Origin of the sequence: Streptomyces sp. NPDC051211 (genome assembly GCF_040689505.1) — a bacterium.
Lineage (GTDB): Bacteria > Actinomycetota > Actinomycetes > Streptomycetales > Streptomycetaceae > Streptomyces.
In genome coordinates this window covers 168,045-187,973 of the sequence record NZ_JBFBAV010000011.1, presented here as the reverse complement: position 1 = coordinate 187,973, position 19,929 = coordinate 168,045, and the positions used below count along the sequence as shown (strand labels likewise).

General features: G+C 74.2%; 20 protein-coding genes. 6 read left to right on the top strand and 14 right to left on the bottom strand.

Going from position 1 to position 19,929, the window contains the following annotated elements:
* Nucleotides 1–189 precede the first annotated feature (189 nt).
* The 4 genes from AB0447_RS14360 to AB0447_RS14345 all read left to right on the top strand — a co-directional run bounded on the left by AB0447_RS14360 (nt 190) and on the right by AB0447_RS14345 (nt 3,853).
* Nucleotides 190–888 (top strand): hypothetical protein, encoded by a 699-nt coding sequence (locus tag AB0447_RS14360; protein WP_366476932.1) that lies wholly within the window; start codon nt 190–192, stop codon nt 886–888.
* Nucleotides 889–973: 85 nt separating this feature from the next.
* Nucleotides 974–1,195 (top strand): hypothetical protein, encoded by a 222-nt coding sequence (locus AB0447_RS14355; protein ID WP_366476931.1) that lies wholly within the window; start codon nt 974–976, stop codon nt 1,193–1,195.
* 15 nt (nt 1,196–1,210) lie between these two features.
* The gene (locus AB0447_RS14350; protein ID WP_366476930.1) at nt 1,211–2,335 is read left to right on the top strand and encodes a hypothetical protein; all 1,125 of its coding nucleotides are present in this window, start codon (nt 1,211–1,213) and stop codon (nt 2,333–2,335) included.
* Between the two features lie 69 nt (nt 2,336–2,404).
* Nucleotides 2,405–3,853: a DUF1906 domain-containing protein gene (locus AB0447_RS14345; RefSeq protein ID WP_366476929.1), complete on the top strand. Its 1,449-nt coding sequence runs from the start codon at nt 2,405–2,407 to the stop codon at nt 3,851–3,853.
* Nucleotides 3,854–3,856: 3 nt separating this feature from the next.
* Here the strand turns inward: AB0447_RS14345 and AB0447_RS14340 are convergent, their stop codons facing one another.
* Genes AB0447_RS14340 through AB0447_RS14330 form a run of 3 tightly spaced genes read right to left on the bottom strand, consistent with a single transcriptional unit; the run spans nt 3,857 to nt 5,732 of the window.
* Nucleotides 3,857–4,357: a pyridoxamine 5'-phosphate oxidase family protein gene (locus AB0447_RS14340; protein ID WP_366476928.1), complete on the bottom strand. Its 501-nt coding sequence runs from the start codon at nt 4,355–4,357 to the stop codon at nt 3,857–3,859.
* A gap of 36 nt (nt 4,358–4,393) precedes the next feature.
* Nucleotides 4,394–5,131 carry a VWA domain-containing protein gene (locus tag AB0447_RS14335; protein WP_366476927.1) on the bottom strand — a complete coding sequence of 246 codons (738 nt, stop codon included), beginning with the start codon at nt 5,129–5,131 and terminating at the stop codon, nt 4,394–4,396.
* Nucleotides 5,132–5,153: 22 nt separating this feature from the next.
* The gene (locus AB0447_RS14330) at nt 5,154–5,732 is read right to left on the bottom strand and encodes a PadR family transcriptional regulator (RefSeq protein WP_366476926.1); all 579 of its coding nucleotides are present in this window, start codon (nt 5,730–5,732) and stop codon (nt 5,154–5,156) included.
* Between the two features lie 105 nt (nt 5,733–5,837).
* Here AB0447_RS14330 and AB0447_RS14325 point away from each other — a divergent pair, with 105 nt between their 5' ends.
* A complete protein-coding gene (locus AB0447_RS14325) occupies nt 5,838–6,569 on the top strand; it encodes a glucose 1-dehydrogenase (RefSeq protein WP_366476925.1) in 732 nt (243 codons plus the stop codon).
* 33 nt (nt 6,570–6,602) lie between these two features.
* On the opposite strand, the gene AB0447_RS14320 is transcribed toward AB0447_RS14325, so the two are convergent.
* The 8 genes from AB0447_RS14320 to AB0447_RS14285 form a co-directional block, all read right to left on the bottom strand.
* Nucleotides 6,603–7,607, bottom strand: a complete 1,005-nt coding sequence (locus tag AB0447_RS14320) for a metallopeptidase TldD-related protein (protein WP_366476924.1) — start codon at nt 7,605–7,607, stop codon at nt 6,603–6,605.
* A 62-nt stretch (nt 7,608–7,669) separates the two neighbouring features.
* Nucleotides 7,670–8,746 carry an HEXXH motif-containing putative peptide modification protein gene (locus AB0447_RS14315; RefSeq protein ID WP_366476923.1) on the bottom strand — a complete coding sequence of 359 codons (1,077 nt, stop codon included), beginning with the start codon at nt 8,744–8,746 and terminating at the stop codon, nt 7,670–7,672.
* Nucleotides 8,747–8,758: 12 nt separating this feature from the next.
* Complete coding sequence (locus AB0447_RS14310; RefSeq protein ID WP_366476922.1) at nt 8,759–9,622, bottom strand: cupin domain-containing protein; 864 nt, start codon at nt 9,620–9,622, stop codon at nt 8,759–8,761.
* Nucleotides 9,619–10,377 (bottom strand): hypothetical protein, encoded by a 759-nt coding sequence (locus AB0447_RS14305; RefSeq protein WP_366476921.1) that lies wholly within the window; start codon nt 10,375–10,377, stop codon nt 9,619–9,621. The genes AB0447_RS14310 and AB0447_RS14305 overlap by 4 nt, the downstream gene beginning before the upstream one ends.
* Nucleotides 10,358–11,323 carry a DUF692 family multinuclear iron-containing protein gene (locus AB0447_RS14300; RefSeq protein WP_366476920.1) on the bottom strand — a complete coding sequence of 322 codons (966 nt, stop codon included), beginning with the start codon at nt 11,321–11,323 and terminating at the stop codon, nt 10,358–10,360. The genes AB0447_RS14305 and AB0447_RS14300 overlap by 20 nt, the downstream gene beginning before the upstream one ends.
* Nucleotides 11,324–11,385: 62 nt before the next feature.
* The gene (locus AB0447_RS14295; protein ID WP_366476919.1) at nt 11,386–13,293 is read right to left on the bottom strand and encodes a radical SAM protein; all 1,908 of its coding nucleotides are present in this window, start codon (nt 13,291–13,293) and stop codon (nt 11,386–11,388) included.
* The gene (locus AB0447_RS14290) at nt 13,290–14,654 is read right to left on the bottom strand and encodes a hypothetical protein (RefSeq protein WP_366476917.1); all 1,365 of its coding nucleotides are present in this window, start codon (nt 14,652–14,654) and stop codon (nt 13,290–13,292) included. The genes AB0447_RS14295 and AB0447_RS14290 overlap by 4 nt, the downstream gene beginning before the upstream one ends.
* Nucleotides 14,638–16,068 (bottom strand): MFS transporter, encoded by a 1,431-nt coding sequence (locus AB0447_RS14285; RefSeq protein WP_366476916.1) that lies wholly within the window; start codon nt 16,066–16,068, stop codon nt 14,638–14,640. Before AB0447_RS14285 ends, AB0447_RS14290 begins: the two co-directional genes overlap by 17 nt.
* Before the next feature lie 526 nt (nt 16,069–16,594).
* Between AB0447_RS14285 and AB0447_RS14280 the strand changes: the two genes are divergently transcribed.
* On the top strand, nt 16,595–16,945 hold the full coding sequence (locus AB0447_RS14280; protein ID WP_366476915.1) for a hypothetical protein: 351 nt from the start codon (nt 16,595–16,597) through the stop codon (nt 16,943–16,945).
* Between the two features lie 28 nt (nt 16,946–16,973).
* Here AB0447_RS14280 and AB0447_RS14275 read toward each other — a convergent pair whose 3' ends face one another.
* The 3 genes from AB0447_RS14275 to AB0447_RS14265 are packed head-to-tail and all read right to left on the bottom strand — an operon-like array spanning nt 16,974 to nt 19,895.
* Nucleotides 16,974–17,726 (bottom strand): class I SAM-dependent methyltransferase, encoded by a 753-nt coding sequence (locus AB0447_RS14275; protein WP_366476914.1) that lies wholly within the window; start codon nt 17,724–17,726, stop codon nt 16,974–16,976.
* Between the two features lie 52 nt (nt 17,727–17,778).
* A complete protein-coding gene (locus AB0447_RS14270; RefSeq protein ID WP_366476913.1) occupies nt 17,779–18,750 on the bottom strand; it encodes an acyl-CoA dehydrogenase family protein in 972 nt (323 codons plus the stop codon).
* On the bottom strand, nt 18,750–19,895 hold the full coding sequence (locus AB0447_RS14265) for an acyl-CoA dehydrogenase family protein (RefSeq protein ID WP_366476912.1): 1,146 nt from the start codon (nt 19,893–19,895) through the stop codon (nt 18,750–18,752). The genes AB0447_RS14270 and AB0447_RS14265 overlap by 1 nt, the downstream gene beginning before the upstream one ends.
* Nucleotides 19,896–19,929 lie beyond the last annotated feature (34 nt).

The window sequence follows — 19,929 nt, the reverse complement described above, 5'->3', positions numbered from 1 at the left end:
CGGTCCGTACAACGGCGTACGGAACTCCGACACGGCGCCCGCCTCGTCCCCGACCAGGGAAGGCGGGCGCCGTGGCGTATTCCGGGCCGGGCCCTGAACGCGCAGGCATTTCTGCGGAGGGGGAGTGGCCGCCCGCCCCTCCCTGCGACCATGGCGCTGGATCCGCCACCGCCCGCAGAAGGAGTACGCATGCGCCGTTTACGAGGGCTCGCCGCACCGGCACTGGCCGTCGCGCTGTTCGGCCTCGCCGGATGTTCCGATCCGGCGCCGGCCGCTGCCGGATCCCCTGCGACCAGGGCCGGGACGTCCTCGCCGCCACCCACCGCGATACCGAGTCCGCCTCCCACGCCCACGCCCACCCCCACCCCCACGACGGTGGCCCCGACCCCGGAGTGCGTGAACACCGGCGCCATGGACGAGGGCAAGCTGGCCGGCTACCTCACCCGCCTGAAGAGCAGCAGCGGCTCCTACGGCAGCAGGGGGCTGACCATCGACGACGACGGGCTGCGCTTCCGGCCCGATCCGACCGAGCGGCCGTGCAGCGCCGTCAAGGTGAAGCTCACCCGGTTCTGGGTGGACATCACCCGCGGCCGGACGTCCGCCGAGCGCTTCGCGTTCGACTACAAGCCGATCGACAGCACCGCCGTCCCGGTCGGCCCGGCGGACGGCACCGCCGCCGGCAGTGTGCCGCCCGACTCGGAGGCCTGCCGCGGCTCCCTGTCGGTGGTCCACCTCGGCCCGGCGCTCACCGAGGAGCAGCTGCCGTACAGCCTGGAGATGCCCACCGTCTTCACCCCGGAGGGGCGGGGCGCCATGGACGTGAAGGTCAAGGCCGACCTCTCCGTCGCCGCGACCTTCATCCCGCCGACCGTCCCGGACGGCTGCTGATCCGCCTACCCGCGAGTATTGACTATAAGTCAGTACGGGTCCACGCTCGGGGCGAGCCGTCGTCTCTGGTGTGGGAGGTCGTCCCGTGAGTACGGAAGAACTCGACCGGTTGAGTGCGGAGTTGAAGGGGGCGGCGCCGCCCGAGTCGTTCCGGGGGCTGGCGGGCGCCGAGTTGGGGCGGCTCGCCGACGCGTTGCGCGCCGAGCGGGTGCGGCAGGCCGAGGGATTGAACGAGGCCGCCGAGGAGGCGCTCAAGCTGGTGCCCGCGCTCGCGCGCGGGCCGGTCCGCAAGATTCTCTTCCGGTAGGGGTGGGTGGTTCCCGTGGTGGTTCTCGTGGACGTGCTGCGCAATCGGGCCGAGGTGGAGAAGGTCGCCCGCATCATGGGCGCCGAGCCGGCCGAGTTCGTGTTCCTCGAAACGCTGCCCGCGGACGACGTGCGGCGGTTCCGGGAGCAGGTGACCGCCGTCGTGCACGACGGGGCCCCCGAGATGCTCGACCGGATCGCCGCCGCGACCCGGCTGGTACCGGCGGGGGTGGCGGCCGCGATCAGCCAGAAGGCACTCGGGCCGCGGCTCGCGGCCGCCGTCGCGGGACGGCTGGAGCCGGCCCGGGCCGCCGACATCATCGAGAAGCTCCCCGTGTCGTTCACCGCCCGCTCCTGCGGCCACCTGGATCCCCGGAGGATCGCCGGGATCGTGGACCGGCTCGACGAGGGCCTGGTGGTACGGATCGCCGTCGCGCTCGCCGAGGCCGGCGACCACCTGACCATGGGCCGCTTCGTCGGGCACCTGCGCGACGGGGTGCTCGCCCGCATCCTGGAGCAGGTCGGCGACGACACCGTGCTCCGGGCCGGCTACTACGTGGACCAGCCGGACCGGGTGCCGCGGATCCTGGAGTCGATGGGCGCCGACCGGCTGCGGTCGGTGATCGGGGCCGCGGCCGCCGCCGGCCTGTGGCGGGAGGCCCTGGCCGTCGCCGGAATGGTCGGCGGCGAGCAGCGCCGGCGCATCGCACAGGTGACGGCTCGGCTGGACGCGCAGGCACTGGCCTCACTCGTGCGGGTGACGCACGAGGAGGGCCTGTGGGAGGCGCTGCTGCCGCTGGTCGCCCTCCTCGACGCGGAGGACCGGCAGGCCGTGGCCCGGCTGGAGGCCCTCGCCGAGCCCGAGGTGCTGACCGGAGTGGTCCGGGCGGTGGTCGCCACCGGCCTGTGGGGCGAGTTCCTTCCGCTGGTCGACGCCCTGCCGAGGCCCTCGCGCCGGATCGTCGCCGAGGCCGCCGCCGCCCTGGACGACGAGGCCCTCGACGCGCTCGCCCGCGAGGTCGGCAAACAGGACCTGTGGGAGCTGGTGCTGCCGCTGGTCGAGCTCATGGACGACGCCGGCAAGCAGCGGATCTTCGAGCTGCCCGCCTTCCAGGAACAGGGCGAAACCGGCGAAAGATAGGCTGTACGGCCCAACCGCGCGCCCGGTCCCCGCAGTTGAGGGGGCGCGCGGTCTGGTACCCAGTGGTCCATGCTGCTGTCTCGGATTCTGCTCAGTTCCCTGGTCGGGGCCGTGTCCCTGGCCACCGCCGCACTCGTCCCGGCCGCCGCCTCCGCCCCGGACGCACCGCCGACGGGCGATCGGACCGTCGTCTACGAAGGGATGCGGCTCACCGTCCCCGGCCACTGGCGGATCGTCGACCTCGACCGCAGCCCGCAGACCTGCCTGCGGCTGGACGTGCCGACCCTCTACCTGGGCCCCGCCGGCAGCCAGCGCGACTGCACCGGCCGGGCGGCCGCCGCCCGCGCCGACACCCTGCACCTTGAGCCGCTCCGGGGCGTCCCCGCCCGCGCCGACATCCCCACCGTGACCGTGCCCCTGGGCACCGCCCTGCCCGACACCGCCCCGCAGGGCGGCAGCAACGAGGTCCGGTACGCCCTCCAGCAGGCCGGGGTCATGGCCACCGTCTCGTACGGGGGCGCGCCCACCGCCGTCCGCCGGGTCATGCAGGGCGCCCGGACCGGCGCCGCCCCACGGCCCTTCGTACCGCCCGCCACGCCGGCCGTCACCGTCGACGTGAGCGCCCAGGACCCCTACCGGGGCGAGGGCTTCGACGCCTGCACCGCGCCCGCCCAGACCACCATGGACACCTGGTGGGAGCAGTCCCCCTTCCGGGCGGTCGGCATCTACATCGGCGGTCCGGCCAGGGCTTGCGCCCAGCCGAAACTGACCGCCGACTGGGTGCGGCGGCAGGCCGCCACCGGCTGGCACCTGATGCCGATCTGGGTCGGCCCGCAGCCCTGGCGCAATGCGAGCACCGGGCTGTCCACCAACCCGTCCACCGCCACCGAGCAGGGCCGGACGGCCGCCGACGGGGCGGTGGCCGCGGCCCGCCGGCTGGGCCTGGCCGAGGGCACCGTCCTCTACAACGACGTCGAGGCCTACACCGACCGCACCACCTGGGACGCCCCCGTGGTGTCGTATCTGATCGCCTGGACGGAGCGGCTGCACGCGCTCGGCTACCGCTCCGGCACCTACGTGTCGGCGAGCTCCGGGGTGAAGGTCCTCAGCCGCTTCCACGACCAGGCCCCCGACTCGATGCCCGATGTGCTGTGGGCGGCGGCCTGGAACGGGCGGGCCTCGGTGGCCGACGCGGACATGGGGCTGCCGGCCGGCACCGCCCAGTGGACGGGCGGCCGTCGCGCCCACCAGTTCCGGGGTGACCACAACGCGACCTACGGCGGGGTCACCCTCAACATCGACCGCAACTGGCTCGATGTGGACCTCGGCACCGACGCGGAACCGCTTCCCGACGCGGAACCGGATCCCGACACGGACTCCGATGCCGATGCCGATGCCGATGCCGATGCCCATGCCGATGGCGACGCCGACTCCGACGTCGACGCGGACTCCGATGCCGATGAGGACTCCGATGAGGACTCCGCCGCGGACGACGACGCCGGCACCGACCGCGACTGACGGTCAGTCCTCCCGCGGCGGCTCGTCGTCGTTGCCCCGGTGCAGGGTGCGCAGCCCCCGCTCCGGGGTCCAGGACCGGATGACCAGCTCGTCCCCGGCGACGGCGATGTGCACCACCTCGGTCAGCTCCGTGCGGAACAGGTGGAAGGGGTGCTCGGTGCCCGTCTCCTCCGCGAAGCGGTGCTGCTCCGGCGGGTCGACGATCTCGACCGCCCGGCCGGAGATCCGTACGTCCCCGTCCGGCATGGACTCGTCCGGCCCCGGGTTGGTGTGCAGCGCGAACCGCGGATCGCGCTGCAGGTCCTTCGCCTTCAAGGAGCCGGGCATCATGCCGAGCCACAGCTCGCCGCCCCGGAACTCGGTGGTCAGCCCGGCCACCCGGGGCGAGCCGTCCTTGCGGAGGGTGGCGAGGACGTGGTGCGGGTACTGCGCGAAGCGGTGGTGGACCTGCTCGGCGAATTCCGGTTCGGCCTTCTCGAACGCTGCCCAGTTGTTCGTCGTCATGCCGCCCATCTAAGCGCGCGCCGGGACGGCCACCGGTCAGCCGCGTACGATCCCCAGACGGCGTGCCGCCGCCAGCCAGGCCGGGAACTCCGACACGAGACGGTCGTACAGCTCCGCGTCGGAGACCTGCCGCGGGTCGGGGCCGGCGTGGAAGTAGCCCGCGTTGTCCACCATCCGCTTGGCCGGCACCGGCAGCTCGTCCAGCCGGCGCAGGAAGTCGAACTGGCTGCTGCGGGTGTTCCCGAAGCCGACGAACTGCCAGAACAGCGGCAGCCGGGACGCCTTGCACAGATAGCGTTCCGCGGCGAGCTTGTTGACCGGACCGCCGTCCGTCTGGAAGACGACCAGGGCCGGCTCGGTGGACCCGGAGTCGAGATGGTGGTCGATGACGGCGTCCATGGCCAGGTGGTACGCGGTCTTGCCCATGTGCCCGAGGCCGGCGGCGATCTCGTTCACCCGCCCGGCGTGCCCGGCGAGCGGGATCTCCTCGACCGCGTCCACCTCGGTGGAGAAGAACACCACCGGAACCCGGCCGTCGTCGTCGAGGTGCGCCGACAGCCCCAGCACCCGGTCCGCGAGCGCCTGCACACTGCCGTCGGTGTAGTACGGGCGCATCGACCCCGAGTAGTCCAGCACCAGGTAGACCGCGGCGCGGTGCCCCTCCAGGCCGTGCTTGCGCAGCGACACCCCGGCGCTCTTGTACAGGTTCACCAGCGCCGGAGCGGTCTCTTCCACGGTGCGCAGACTGATCGCGCTGGTCCCGGTCGTCGTCATGCCTCCCGAGCGTACGACAGTCCTACCGGCGCGGGCCGCGCCCCTCGATGTCGGAGAGCATCGCGGCGGCCAGGTCGCGCTCCGAGGCGTAGTACCGCTCAGCCCACCGGAGGGCGAGCGCGGGATGGGCCCACGCCTCCTCCTCATCCCGGGCCTCCTCGGCGTCGGCGGCCGCGCGCCGGCGCATCTGCTCCGCGAACTCCTGCTGCCGGAGCAGTACTTCGCGCATCTGCCCGGGCTCCAGCAGATGCCCCAGCCACAGCCGGAGCATCGGCCCGTGCTTGAGCACGGGCGGGTCGACCGGGACCTCGCGGGCCCATTCCCGTACGGCGGCCAGGCCCTCGGGGGTGATCCGGTACACCCGCTTGTCACGGTTGCCGGTCTCCTGGGCGACCATCCGGGAGGAGGTGTAACCGGCCTTCTCCAGCCGCTTGAGCTCGCCGTAGATCTGGCTGAAGGACGGGCTCCAGTAGAAGAACCGCAAGGACCGGTCCGACCACTTCTTCAGGTCGTAGCCGGAGAGCTCCTCCCCGAAGGACAGCAGTCCGAGCACCGCCCAACCGGTCGCGGGGCGCGTGCGCCTGTTCGTTTCCTCTGCCACGCCGCGCAGTCTACGGCCGGTGTCCTCAACACCCCTTCCTTCCAAGGGACATGACTGCTAGAAGTATTTCTGTTCGATGTGTCCGACGGGTGGGAGGGCCGAACCGTGACCGCACTCGACGGCAAGGTGGTCCTCATCACCGGCGCGGGCCGCGGCCAGGGCGCCGCCGAGGCCCGGCTGTGCGCGCGGGCCGGGGCGCGGGTCGTGGTCACCGACGTCACCGAGGACGAAGGGCGCGCGGTCGCCGCCGAACTGGGCGCCGAACAGGGGCTGTTCCTCCGCCACGACGTCGCCGACCCGGGGAGCTGGGACCGGGTGGTGCGGGCGGCCGTGGACGCCTTCGGCACGGTCTCCGCGCTGGTCAACAACGCGGCCCTGTGGCGCACGGCGCACGTGGAACAGCAGAGCCTGGAGGAGTTCGAGACCCTGCTCAAGGTCAACCTGCTCGGCCCGTTCCTGGGCATCCGGGCGGTGGCCCCCGTGATGCGGGCGGCCGGCGGAGGATCCGTCGTGAACATCTCCTCCACGGCCGGCCTGGTCGGCATCCCCGGACACGCGGCCTACGGCTCCACCAAGTTCGGGCTGCGCGGCCTGACCCGCTCGGCCGCCCTGGACCTGGGCGGGGACCGGATCCGGGTCAACTCGGTGCACCCGGGGGCGATCGACACGCCGATGGTGGCGGACGCCGTCGCCGGCCGGGACTGGTCGCACCTGCCGCTGGGGCGGATGGGCCGCGCCGAGGAGGTGGGTGCACTGGTGCTGTTCCTCTGCTCGGACGCCTCCTCGTACATCACCGGCGCCGAGTTCGCGGTGGACGGCGGCATGACCACCGCCTGAGCCACGGCGTTCAGGACACAGACACCGGCACCGTCACTTCGGCGGGATCCCGGCCCGCGCCAGCCGGTCCAGCGGCCGCAGCACGCACCGGTCCAGCAGCAGCGACGGGCTGATCAGGGTCGAGCCCACCTCGTGGCCCTCCTTGACGCAGCTGTACGGGGAGCTGTGCACCACCGTGTCGCTGCCCACCGCCGTCACCCGCGCGGCCAGCGCCGACTTCCGCGCACACACCACGGCCGGCCCCCGCACCTCCTCGGTGAGCAGGCCTCCCTGCACCCGCCGCACCCACAGCAGCTCCAGCACCAGCAGCTCTCGCACCGACCAGCCGCCCACCGGGGTGCCCAGCAGCCAGCCGTCGCCGGTCCGCCGCAGCAGCTCCGCGCGCGGGTGCGGGCCCGGCGCCACCTCCAGCACGCTGCACCGGGGCAGCTCGGCCCCGGCCCGGCCCCGGCCGTGCCCGGTGCTGCGGCCGCCGCTCAGCCGCCGGGTCGCCCGGTGGGTCAGCAGGCCCGTCCAGCGGCCCTCCGCCAGCAGGGTGACCGGGCGGGCCGGGGTGCCCTCGTCGTCCCGGCGGTAGCTGCCCGCGTACGGGTGGGCGCCCGGCCGGTCCCGGACCGTCAGCGGGGCCGCCGTCCACCGGTCGCCCAGCCGCCGGTCCGCCCCGGCCGCCCCGGCGGCGAGGTAGTTGTCCGCCTCGCTGGTGTGCCCGAAACACTCGTGTACGAACACCCCGGCCGCGGCCGGGGAGAGCAGTGCCGCCCCGGTCAGCGGCCCCCCGACCGGGAGCCGGCGGGCCAGCAGCTCCCGGTCCTCCGACAACTGCCGTATTCCACCCGACAGTTCGCGGGTGACGAAGCCGGTGTCGTAGGCCGCCACTCCCCACTGCGGGGTGTGGCCGTGCGCGGCCGGGCCCAGCCGGATGTGCACCCGTACCAGACCGTCGGCCCGCTCCTGCCGGGATATCGAGGCCGCCGGACCGAGCAGCCCCGCAGCCTCCGCCAGCCCCGCGGCCAGCAGATCGGTCACCGCTCCGGTCACCCTCCTGCCACCGCTCCTGCCACCGCTCCCGCCATCGCTCCCGCCATTGCTCCGGCCACCCTTCAGCCGCCGCTCAGCCGGCCGATCGCGTCCCGGCAGCCGGCCAGCAGCCGCTCCCCGGCAGGCGTCGGCTCGGCCACTTCCAGCAGGTTCTTCTCCGCGGCCAGCAGCTGCTCCACCTTCTGCTGCCGGTAGCGCCCCAGCCGGTCGCGCTCCACCGGATCGGGCTCCACCGCCTGGTGGCGTCCGGCCGCGTACGCGTCGTTGATGAAGGACAGGATGCCGTGCAGGATGTGGCCCAGCGGCCGCTCCGCGTCCACGAACGGCGAATGGTGGGTGGCCTTCGGATTGCGCACCGGCGCCACACAGTCCAGCACCCCGCTGAACCGCTGGTGCGTCGCCTCGTGCACCAGCGACTGGGCGAGCATGTACGCCGGGCGCTCGCTGGTCAGCACCAGCCCGCGCAGCCCGTGCACGCTGAAGTTGAGCGGCTTGAGCCCCCGGTGGCCGCCCAGCGCGGCGAACGCCCGGATGTCCGTCCCGGCCATCGCCAGCCCCTCCGGCCACTCCTCCGCCAGCAGGTCCGCGGCCGCCTGGAGCCGGGCCGCGAACGCGCCCGCCCGTGCCGCATCCAGCCGTACCGCCGGCTCGTCGCCCTCGGAAGCCCACTCCAGCAGCAGGGACCCCCGGGCGAGCCCGTCCCCGGTGACCACCGGCGCCGGCCGGCCGGCCGGCCCGCCCGACCCGCCCGGGCTGCCGAGCCGCACCGAGGCCGGGGCCGCGGCCGGGTCGTACGCCAGGCAGTCCGCCAGCACCCGCAGCTGTGCCACCGGATCCGCCGACCCGGCCTCGCTGCGCCACACCCAGCCCGTCACCTCCGGCCGCAGCGCCCAGGCCAGGGCCGCATCCACGTCCATGGCGTCCAGCAGCTCCCGCACCGCGGACAGCGCCGGATCCGCCCGGTGCTCCGCATCCAGCCGCTGCACGGCCCGCAGCACCCGCACCAGGTACTGCCGGGCCACCACCCGGTTGAGCTGCTCATTGGCCGCCACCGCCGCAGCGTCCTCCGCCAGCACGATCAGCGCCAGGTCCGGCAGCCCCGCCGCCGACCGGTCCGCCGCCAGGTCCTTCACCCGCATGCCCGCCCCTCCCTACTCTCGGACCCCGTCCGCCCCGGCCACGTCCCGCAGCGCCCGCAGCAGCGCCCCTTCGAGCCGTTCCGGCCCCGCACCCGTCTCGCCGCCCGCCTCGCCGCCCACGGGCAGCGGCTCCCACCACGCCTCCTCCTCCGACAGCCGGCGCAGCAGCGGCCGCAGATGCCGCTTCAGGGCGCTCTCCGCATTGCAGGAGAAGGAGACGCTCACCGAGCCGGCCGCTCCATCCCCCTCCTCCTCGCCCTCCACGCCCTCGTGCGGGGCGAACACCGGCAGGTACAGCACATCGCCGGGCTCCAGCCGCACCCGGAACGGCTCCGCCGGCAGCCGGCCCGAGGGCACGAACCCCTTCGCCTCCAGCATCCGCTTGCGCCGCCGGTCCGCCGGGGTGTGCTCGGGCAGCCCGACCAGCCAGTCCTTCGAACCCTGCTGCTGGACCACGAAGTTGTCGCTGTGGTCGAAATGGCAGCCGATGCCCGCGCCCCGGCCCCGGGTCACCGACAGATCGGCGGTGCACTCCTCCCAGCCGAACCGGCCGGCCAGCGCGGCGCAGGCCGCCGCTAGCTCCGGCAGCACGTACTGCGCCTGGTTGACGAACAGCACCTGTCCGTCGGCCCGCCGCCGCACCTCGGCCCGCTCCGGCGGCTCCGCCGCCAGCCGCCGCTCCAGCGCCGCCACCCCGGCCCAGTCCAGGGCGGGGGAGAGGAACTCGGCCCCGCAGCCCCGCCACACCACCGGCCTCCGCCGCCACGACTCCCGGTAGAACGCCTCGACGTCCACCACGTCCACCACGTCCACCACGCCCGTCACTTCCACCACGTCCACCACACCCGGTACGTCCGGCACGTCCGTATCGCTCACCGCAGCCCCCAGGTGCGCAGCCGCGATTCCAGCGAGTCCCGGACCCGCGGCGCCAGTTCCCCGCCGCGGCCCGCCAGTACGGCGACCAGCGCGTCGAACAACGGCCGGCTGCCGCGCCCCGTCACACAGCGGCCCGGCGCCGCCAGGTACAGGGTCGGCTCCAGCGCCCACCCGGCCGGCGCCTCCGCGTACTCCCGGAACGCGCAGTGCACCCCGCCGTGCACCGCGAACCCGGCCAGCCCCACCTCGAAGGTGGCCTCCGCCCCGGTGGCCACCGCCTGGGCCACCCCCACCGCCGCCTCGTGGTGCACCAGCGGCTCCACCCCGGCCAGCGGGGGCGGGGACCCGGCGACGAACCGGTGGAAGCACTCCGGCAGCAGCCGGCCCCGCCCGGCCGGCGAGAACGGCACGTCCCGGAACTCCCCGAACTCCGGGGAAGCCACGAACAGTTCGGCCACCTCGTTCGGGGTGCGCCCGGTCCGCTCCCGGATCACCTCCAGCGACCGGGCGAAGGTCCGGGCCAGTCCGGGCCCGGTCCCGGTGCCGCCGCCGACCACCTCGGAGCGGATGTTCCGCCCCACCAGGGCGAGCTCCCGGACGTCCACCCGCTCGAACGCGGCCACCAGCTCCGGCTCCAGGCCCAGCCGCGGATCGGCCGGCCCGTGCTCGATGAACACCGTCCGTACGGATGCGTCGTACAGCAGCCGGTCCAGGACCTCCAGGATCCGGTCGTGGTCATGCGACGACTCCGGCACGCGCCTCCTCCTTCCACTCCCGGACCAGCGCGAACAGCCGCTCCGCGTTCGGCCGCGACTTCGGCACCAGCCGGCCGGCCGCGTCGAAGTTCGGGTCCTCGTAGGTGACCCCGGCCAGCCGGGGCATCCGCGGCAGCAGATGGGCCAGCAGGGCCAGCTGCTCGTCGAGCAGCACCCCGTGGTGCAGGTCCCGGAACCGGCCGTCGACGATCTGGCAGCCCGACAGGTGCACCTCGTGGCAGCGGTCCAGCGGCAGCGCCTCCAGCCCCTCGAACATTCGCTCCCCGGTCCGGCCCATCAGCCACTGGTAGGCGAGGATGTGCCCCATGTCGAGGGTGGCGAGGGCGCCCGTCTCACGGATCACCGTGTCGAAGAACGCGAACGCGTCCAGGGTGCCGACCAGGAAGCTGCCGCCCTCGGTGAACCCCGGGAACTCGACCGACAGCGGCGCGTCCAGCAGCCGCACCCACTCGCCGACGTGGCCGATGCAGCGCCGCAGCCCCTCCCCGGTCAGCACCGGAGGCATCGGATACGGCAGACTGCGGCCGCCCAGCGACCAGATGCCGAGGTCCTCGATGACCCAGCGGAAGCCGTACCGCCCGATCAGTGCGTTGGTGAACCCGGCGACCGCGGCCTTGCCGTACTCCTCCGGGCTTCCGGTGTTCAGCATGGTGTGGTGGAAGGCGAGCGGCCGGCCCTCCCCGAACAGCCCGAACAGCCGGTCGTAGGCGGGGAAGTAGCGCTCCGGCTCCAGCGGTCCGTAGTCGATCGGCTGGAAGGCCACGAACATGTAGTCGTAGTCCCGTGCGTGCCGGCCGAGGAAGGACTCCACCCGGTCCGTGGGCCGCCCCCCGCCCGACTTGTCGAAGCCGATCCGCTGCTCGCCCCAGACCAGGTCCATGCCCAGGCCGAGCCCCAGCTTCTCCGTGTGCCCCGTGTGCCCCATGTGCCCTGTGTGTTCCGTGTGTCGTGTGTGTCCCCTGGGTTCCGCAGGTCCCGCGTGTTCCATCAGGTGCCCCCTTCCACTTCGAGCAGGCGTTTCTCCACCATCCGGGAGAGCCACCGGCGGGCCCCCGGCCCGTCCGCGGTGAGCCGCCCGTCCCCGGCCCGCTCCACCCCCGGCGGCAGCGCGGCCATCCGCGGCCATGCCAGATCGGCCAGGAACCACTGGGTGCGTACGGTGTCCAGCGCGACCCCGAACCGGGGCCGGACCGGCACCCCCGCGGCCACCAGGGCGGCCACCAGGGCGTCCGCCGGCGCGGCCCCGGCCTGAGCCTCCGGGCGCTGTGCCAGGTCGGGCCGACCGGCCCGTTCCGCGTCCGGTACGGCCTCCACCGCCATCCGCAGCAGCCGCTGCCGGGCCTCCTCGGTGGCCTCCTCGTCGAGCAGGGCGCCGCCGATCCGGCCGGCGGCGAACGCCAGCCCCTCGTTGGTGATCAGGTACTCGTCGTCCCGGTCCTCCCGGTGGGCGGGGCGCCGGCTCTCCCACAGGTGGCTGCCCGGCTCGGCGACCAGCAGCTGCATGGTGTCCAGGCCCAGGTCCGCCGGATGCCGCTGGATCAGTTCGACGGTGGCCCGGTGTGCCGGTTCCGCCGCCGGATGCGGGTAGCCGTCCATGAAGGACAGGTTGGTGGTGATCCCGGCCGCGGTCAGATGGGCCACCGCGCGCTCGGCGTGCCGGGCGTCCTGCCCCTTGCGCAGCGAGTCGAGGATGGGCTGCGCGTCCGTCTCGTACCCGGCCGACAGCTGCACGCACCCGAGCGCGTACAGCTGCTCGCAGAACGCCGGGTCGGCCAGCTCCGGTTCGAGCCGGGCGCGGACCCGGAAGGTCAGGGCCGCGCCGCGGCCGCGGACCGCGCGCATCACCCGCAGCAGGTGCCGCAGGCCGGTGTTCTCGTCGGTGACGGCGACGTCGGTGATGCCGAGCCGGGCGGCCAGCTCCACCAGATGGGACGCGGCGACCTCCGGGGAGACCTGCTGGAAGGCGCGGGCGTCGTGGTAGCGGTTGCCGTACGAGCAGAACGTGCACTTCCCCCAGAAGCAGCCGACGGTCAGCCGGTACGGGAACTGGTGGGCCTGGTTGCTGTAGTCGGCGAAGTCGAACGGACCGAAGTCCGGCATGGGCTGGTCGTTCAGCACGAACCCGTCCGCGAGCCCGGCCTCCCCCTCGGGACCTTCCGCCCCGTCGAGGATCCTGCCGAGGTAGTCCTCGCCGTGCCCCGGGCACCAGTGGTCGACGAGCCGGGCCGCCGCGACCTTGCGGCGCAGCATCCCCGCCCACATCTGTACGGTCGGCCCGCCGGCCATGATCCGCAAAGCAGGGCGCTCCCGCTTGAGCAGGGTGCACAGGGCGAGGGTGGGTATCAGCTGGCTGAAGAAGGGGACGGTGAAGGCCAGCACCCGGGGCCGGTGCCGGTCCAGCAGCTCCGCCAGCCGCGCCGCGCCCCAGTGGGCCGACCAGCCCGTGCTCCCGTCCTCGATCAGCGCGTCCAGCCGGGACAGCCGGAACGGGCCGGGCACCGTCCAGCCGTCCTGGGCGGCCTGCTGGGTGACGTACCGGACGACGGCCCGCATCGCCACCTCCTGGTCGAACCCGGAGCTCCGGTCGCGGGACCGGTCGAGCAGCCGCTGGCCGTGGTCCTCCCGATAGCGCTCGCTGATCCGGCGGAAGGCCTCCTTGGCGGGACTCCCGCCGGCCGGCCCGGCCGCGGCGTCGCCGTCGGGCCCGGCCGCGGCGTCGGGCTGCCGGCGCAGTACCGCGGTCCGGTACTCCAGGTTCAGGTCGCAGCACACCGGGCGGTAGCCGCGCGCGGTCCAGGCGGCGGTGAGCTGGGGGAGCGCGAGGTAGGGGAACTGCACGGCCTCGCTCACCGGCGGCATCACCAGCAGTACGTCACTCCCCGCGCGAGCGTTCATGACGGCCGGGCCTCCCCGACTGCGGCCTCCCCGACCGCCGCATTCCTGCCCGCGGTCTTCCCTACCGCGGCCTCCCCGCCGGCAGCCTCCCCGCCCGCGGCCGGAGCTCCCGCCCCGGGCCCGTGGCGGGGGCCGGTCAGCCGGTTCAGCAGGGCCAGCTGCCGGTCGGCGGCGGCCGTGGTCTCCGGGTCGCCGGCCCGGTCCGAGAGGAGCCGCAGGGTGCGCCAGACTCCGGCACGGAGCGGCAGTTCCGCCGCCAGGGCGCGGAGTTCCGCGAGGGCGGCACCGGGGCCGTCCAGCCGGGCGGTGGCCCGTACCGCCATGATCCGGGCGTGCATGGCCAGGGTGTCCCGGCCGTCGACGGCGATGGCCTCGCGCAGCCAGTCCCGGGCGGTCCGGTGCCCGCCCCGCGCGTAGTGGGCGATGCCGATCTTGTACGCGAGCCAGCTCGACCGGTACCCCCCGGCCGCGGCCCGCCCGTACTGCTCCTCGGCGCCGTCGGGGTCTCCGGCGGCGAGCGCCAGGCCGCGCAGGGCCACGGTCACCCCGAGGGCCTCCGGCGGCCCACCGGAGCCGGAGCCGCGGCGGGGGCCGGGGGCCGGTTCGGCGGGCAGCGGGCCGCCCCGGTGGACGGCCAGCAGCAGGTCCTCCGGCCAGGGCGTGGCGGGCAGGAAGGAGGAGGTGCGGGCGCGCAGGCCCAGCCGGCCGGCCACGTCGGCGCCGACCCGCCGGAACTCCTGCGGCAGGAAACCGGACCGGGTCGACCAGGTCATCGCCGACAGCTCGCCGCCGCAGGCGGCGACCAGCCCGGCCAGCTCCTCCACCGAGTGGTCGGCGCGCCCGTGCTCGTCCATCAGCCAGTCCAGGTCGATGTCGGCGACGACGTCCCCGGACACGTGCGCGGCGAGGTGGCGGGCGAGCAGATCGGGGGGCACCACGGCCAGCCGGACCCCGCACAGCCGGACGGTCAGGCAGCAGTCCGTCATCCGGGGGTCGGCCGGGGTGCCGCCGGTGGCGATCAGGGAGACGGAGTCCACCGCGGCCTGCTCCCAGCCCTCGTGGGAGGTCCAACTGGGCACCCAGACCAGCTCGGTGAGGCCGCCCGCGAGGGCCGCGGCCGACCAGAAGTCGTCCAGCCCGAACGCGCCGGGCACCCCCCGCACCGGCAGCCGGCGCAGCAGCCCGGCCGGGTCCTCGCCGCGCGCGGCCGCCCCCAGCAGCGCCGCCTCGCCGCCGGGGGCGAGCGGTTTCAGGTCGAGATGGCGGTCGAAGCAGACCACGGTGCGGTCCCGGTAGCCGCCCTCCTGCCACAGGGCGGCCACTTCGCCGTGTTCCTCGAACAGGTCAACGTGTCCCGGCATTCTCGCCCTGTTCCGCGGGGTCGGCCAGGCCGGGCCCCCGCTGGTCCGGTACGCCCGCGCCCTTCGCGGGGGCGGGCCCCGACCTGAAGTGCCGGGCGTCCTTGCTGAGCATCGTCAGAACGGTGGTCACGATCACCAGCCCGCCCGCCCAGAGCATGATCGCTTCGACCTCGAAGAACCGCAGCAGCGCGGCGCCCAGCAGCTGGCCGAGGGGGAGGGAGGCGAAGGAGAAGAAGAAGTCGGCGGAGAAGGCCCGGCCGTGCAGCCGCTCCGGCACCTCCCGGCGCAGCCCCGCCATCTTCACCACGTCGAAGGCCTGTTGTCCGGTACCGCCGACGACGAAGGCGGCCATCAGCAGCAGCACCGAGCCGGTGAGTACGGGTGCCAGTGCGGTCAGGCCGAACAGGCCGAGCAGCGCGAGCGAGACGAGGCCGCGGCGCCGGCCGCGGATCCGGCCGCCGAGGAACGCCCCGGCGACGGTGCCTGCGGCGAAGGAGCCGAGGACGAGGGCGTAGACGGTGGCGGAGTGCTGCCGCTCGATGATGAGGACCGGCAGGGCGACCATCCAGGGGCCGACGGCGAACAGCACGTGCACGACGGCCAGTACCTGCACGTAGCGCAGCCAGCGGATCCGCCAGAGCACGCCCAGCCCGCCGAGCGCGGACCGCAGCAGCGGCTCGTCCTGCTCCTCCTGCTCCTCGGGCCCGTCCTGCCGGTCCTGCCGGTCCTCCCGCGGGTCCTTCCGCTCCTCCTGCGGTTCGGCTTTCCGAGCGGCGGCGGACCGGCCGCCCGCCCAGCGGGTGGCGGCGGCGGAGAGCCCGAAGGCGAGGGCGGCGGCCAGGGCGCCGGCGGACGGGCTGAACAGGGCGATGAGGGCGGCCGCGAGGGTCGGGCCGACGATCCCGGAGAGGTTCCGCATGCCTTCGAGCAGCCCGTAGGCGGCGGTGATCCGCTCCTCCTCGGCGGCCTCGGCCGCTTCGGCCGCCTCCGCTGAGCGGGGGTTGGTCTCCGGATTCCGGGGAAGGATGCGGGGGGCGATGACGAGCAGGGCCGGCTCGCTGACCGCCTCACAGAGTCCGATCACGATGGCCACGGCCAGGACCAGCGCGTCCAGATTCCCGTCCCAGAACAATCCCAGCGCGAGCAGCGCCCCCACCCGGGTGGCATCCGCGCTCACCGCGGCGATGACCGGATCAATACGGTCCAGCAGGGCGCCGCTGAACAACACCACGCCGCCGAGCGCAAGGAATCGGGCGGCAAATGCGGCGCCGATCGTTTCCGCCGGAGTTCCCGCTTGCGCAGCGGAAACAACCACGATAATCGGGAAAAGCGCGTCGCCGAGCAGGGATACGGCCTGCCCGAAGCAAAGCGCTGCGAACCGCCTGTGGCCGAGCAGCTGAAGATAGGTTCTCACCGGGAATGCGAAGCCTTTCGGGCGCGGCGGCGGACCATCGGCCCCGGACGGCGCACCGCACCGTGCCGGGGCCGGCGGTGCGATCGGGTCAGTTCCGGAAGCGGAACGCGTGGAAGGCCACGCCCTCGTCCAAGTCCTCGGCCTCGAGCACTTCGAGGCTGTCGAGGGACTCGATGTCCTCGATGATGGTCTGTTCGTTCACGGACTCGCCCATAATTCCTCCGATAAGGAAGAGGGAATCGATAGGCGGCTGCCTATCTGATGTGAGCGGTAGCGAGTCTATTGAGCCGGTTTCGCAGTAGTAAAGGGCGCAATTGGATTTGGCCGGAACGGTGCCCAGCGGTGCAAAGTGCAACGTTCGGGCATCTGGCTGACCTGGTTCAACACCCGCTGAAATCCGGCGCCCGCATTCCCCGGACCCGCCGGTGGCCGAATCCCGCCCGAGGGGGCGCACTTCCTGCGCCGGAATCACGCCCCCTCGAAACCTGCTGGCCGCCCGCCCGACCGCCGCCTACGCTCGCCCCCCATGAGCACCACGCCCACCACGACCCTCTGGCGACCCACCGGCCCCGTCGAGCTGGACCTGGTCCGCGACCTCGACTGGCGGGCCTGGCCGCCCCGGCTGCCGGAGCAGCCGATCTTCTACCCGGTCCTCAACGAGGACTACGCGATCCGCATCGCCCGCGACTGGAACGTCCGGTACGACGGCGCGGGCTTCGTCACCCGCTTCGAGGTGGACTCGGCCTTCCTCTCCCGCTATCCGGTGCAGCAGGCCGGCGGCGAGACGATCCTGGAGCTGTGGGTGCCGGCCGAGGAGCTGGACGAGTTCAACGCGCACATCGTCGGCCGCATCGAGCTCGTCCACGAGTTCCGCTGACGGCAGCCGCCGCGCCGGGCCGCCCGGGTCACTCCGGGTGGCGGATCGCGATCCGGAGGGCCACCGCGTACTGCTCCACGACCTCGCCGGACGGGAACCGGGCGGTCAGCACGGCCCGTTCGGACGCCAGGAACTCCTCGCCCTCGGCGCCCCGGGTCAGGAACAGCGAGTGGGTGGACAGCTTGGCCAGGTGGACCTCGACGGGGACGGTGCGGGACCAGGTCAGGGTGTGGTCGGTGAAGCCCAGGCCGAGGTCGGTGGCCGGGATCGCATGGTCGGCGATGTACCAGCCCTCGCCGAAGCGGGCCTTGATGCGGGCGTCCTGGTCCGCGATCCACGGGACCGAGACGTCCGGCTCGTTCCAGAACAGCGCCAGCGCCCCACCGGGCCGCAGCACCCGGGCCGCCTCCGGGACGGACCGGGCCGGGTCGGTCCAGTGGAAGGACTGCCCGTACGTCAGGAAGTCCAGCGAACCGTCCGCCAGCGGCAGCCGGTTGCCGTCCCCGCGCACCACCGGCACGTCCGGCAGCCGGCGGCGGAACTCGGCCGCCATCCCGCCGCCCGGCTCCACCCCCACCACCCGCGCCCCGCGGTCCCGCAGCTGCGCGGTGGCGATGCCGGTGCCCGCCCCGACGTCCGCCACCCGCGCCCCGCGCAGCGGCCGCCCGGACACCGCCTCCAGCGTGTCGAAGAGCTCCGCCGGGTAGGAGGGCCGGTAGGTCCCGTACCGCTCGGCGGCCCGACTGAAGGACCGCGCCCGGTCCTCGTGGTGTGTCGTCATACGTCCCATCCTGGCCCGGCCCGCCTGCCGGGCGGGGGACGGACGGCCGAAATCAGCGCAGTACCTCCGCCCGGCACTCCGACGGCGACCCCCACGCGTCCCGCAGCGGCCGCGCCTTGCGCAGCCACAGCGACAGGTCCAGCTCCTCCGTGTAGCCCACCGCCCCGTGCAGCTGGAGTGCGGACATCGCGGCCCGGTAGGCGGCCTCACCCGCCGTCAGCTTCGCGGCCGCCACGTCCCGGGGGGTCAGGGTCAGGGCCGCCGCCCACACCAGGGGCCGGGCGAACTCCAGGCCCAGCAGGGTGTCCGCCAGCCGGTGCTTGACCGCCTGGAAGCCGCCGATGGGCGTGCCGAACTGGGTGCGCTGCTTCGCGTACTCGACGGTGCGGCCGAGCAGGGCCTCGCCCACGCCCAGGCACTGGGCCGCCGTGAGCAGCCGGGCCCAGCGCAGTGCGGTGCCGGCCGCGGAGAGCACCGCCGGCCCGGCCGCCAGGAGTTCCCCGCCGGCCGCCGGCGGGGACAGCCGGCGGGCCGGATCGGTCGAGGCCAGCACCCTGTCCGGGCCGGGCGCCAGCCGGAGTTCACCGGCCGCCGAGACCGCGAACCGGTGGGTGGCCGGCTCCGCGTCCAGCGCGTACGGACCACCGCCCGGCAGGGTCAGCGTGGCCACCGACTCCCCCGCCGCCAGCCCGGGGAGGAACCGCTCGGCCAGGGTCTCGTCGCCGAGCGAGGACAGGAGCACGGCGGCCGCCGCCGTCTCCACCACCGGCCCCGGCATCCCGGCCCGGCCCAGCTCCCCGTAGGCCAGGGCCAGTTCCACCGGCAGCGGGCCGAGACCGTCGTACGCCTCGGGCACCGGCAGGGCGAACAGCCCGGTGCCGGCCAGCTTCCGCCACACCTGAAGCCCCGGCGCCGGATCCCCGCCCGCCCAGGCGCGGACCGCCGCCGGCAGCTCGCAGGCACCGAGCAGCCGGTGCAGCGTACCGGCGTAGTCGGACTGTTCGGCGGTCGGCAGGAAGCGCATCAGCGGCGGCCCTTCGGGAGGCCGAGCAGCCGCTCGGCGATGATGTCGCGCTGGATCTCGTTGGTGCCGGCGTAGATGGGCCCCGCCAGGGAGAAGACCCACGGCTCGGCCCAGTCCCCGGCAGCCAGTTCGCCGTCCGGACCCAGCAGGTCCAGGGCCGTCTCGTGCAGGGCGATGTCGTACTCCGACCAGAACACCTTGTTCAGGCTGGACTCCGCGCCGATCACCTCGCCCGCCGCGAACCGGGACGCGTTCGCCCAGGTGAACAGCTCGTACGCGCGGGCCCCCACCACCGCGTCGGCCACCCGGTCCCGCAGCGCGGTGTCGGAGGGGTCGGCCGCGGCCCGCCACAGCGCGGTCAGCCGGTCCGCCGCCGCCAGGAACCGCCCGGGGGAGCGGAGCGTGAGCCCCCGCTCGTTGCCGGTGGTGGACATGGCGATCCGCCAGCCCTGGCCGGGCTCCCCGATCACGTCCTCGTCGGGGACGAACACCCGGTCCAGGAAGAGCTCGGCGAAGGCCGGCTTGCCGTCGAGCCGGCCGATGGGCCGCACCGTCACCCCGGGCGCGCGCAGGTCGAACATCAGGTACGTCAGCCCCTGGTGCGGCCGCGCCGCCTCCGGGTCGGTGCGGAAGATGCCGAAGGCCCGGTCGGCGAAGGCGGCCCGGGAGGACCAGGTCTTCTGGCCGGACAGCAGCCAGCCGCCGTCCGTCCGGACCGCCTTCGAGGTCAGCGAGGCCAGGTCGGAGCCGGACTCCGGCTCCGACCAGGCCTGCGCCCAGATGACCTGCCCGCTCGCCATGGACGGCAGCACCCGGGCCCGCTGCTCCTCGGTGGCGTGGTCGAAGAGGGTGGGGGCCAGCAGGTTGATGCCGTTCTGGGAGACCCGGCCGGGGGCGCCGGCCGCGTAGTACTCCTCCTCGAACACCAGCCACGCGGCGAGGTCCGCGCCCCGGCCGCCGTACTCGGCCGGCCAGGACACCGCCGACCAGCGGCCGGCGTACAGCTCCGCCTCCCACTCCCGGTGTGCCGCGAAGCCCTCCGCCGTCTCCAGGGAGGGCAGCGGGGCGGCCGGCACGTGCTCGCGCAGCCATTCCCGGGCCTCGGCGCGGAAGGCTTCCACCTCCGGTGTGTGCGTCAGGTCCACTGTCGGGCACTCCTTCCCTAACAAGTGTTTGGTA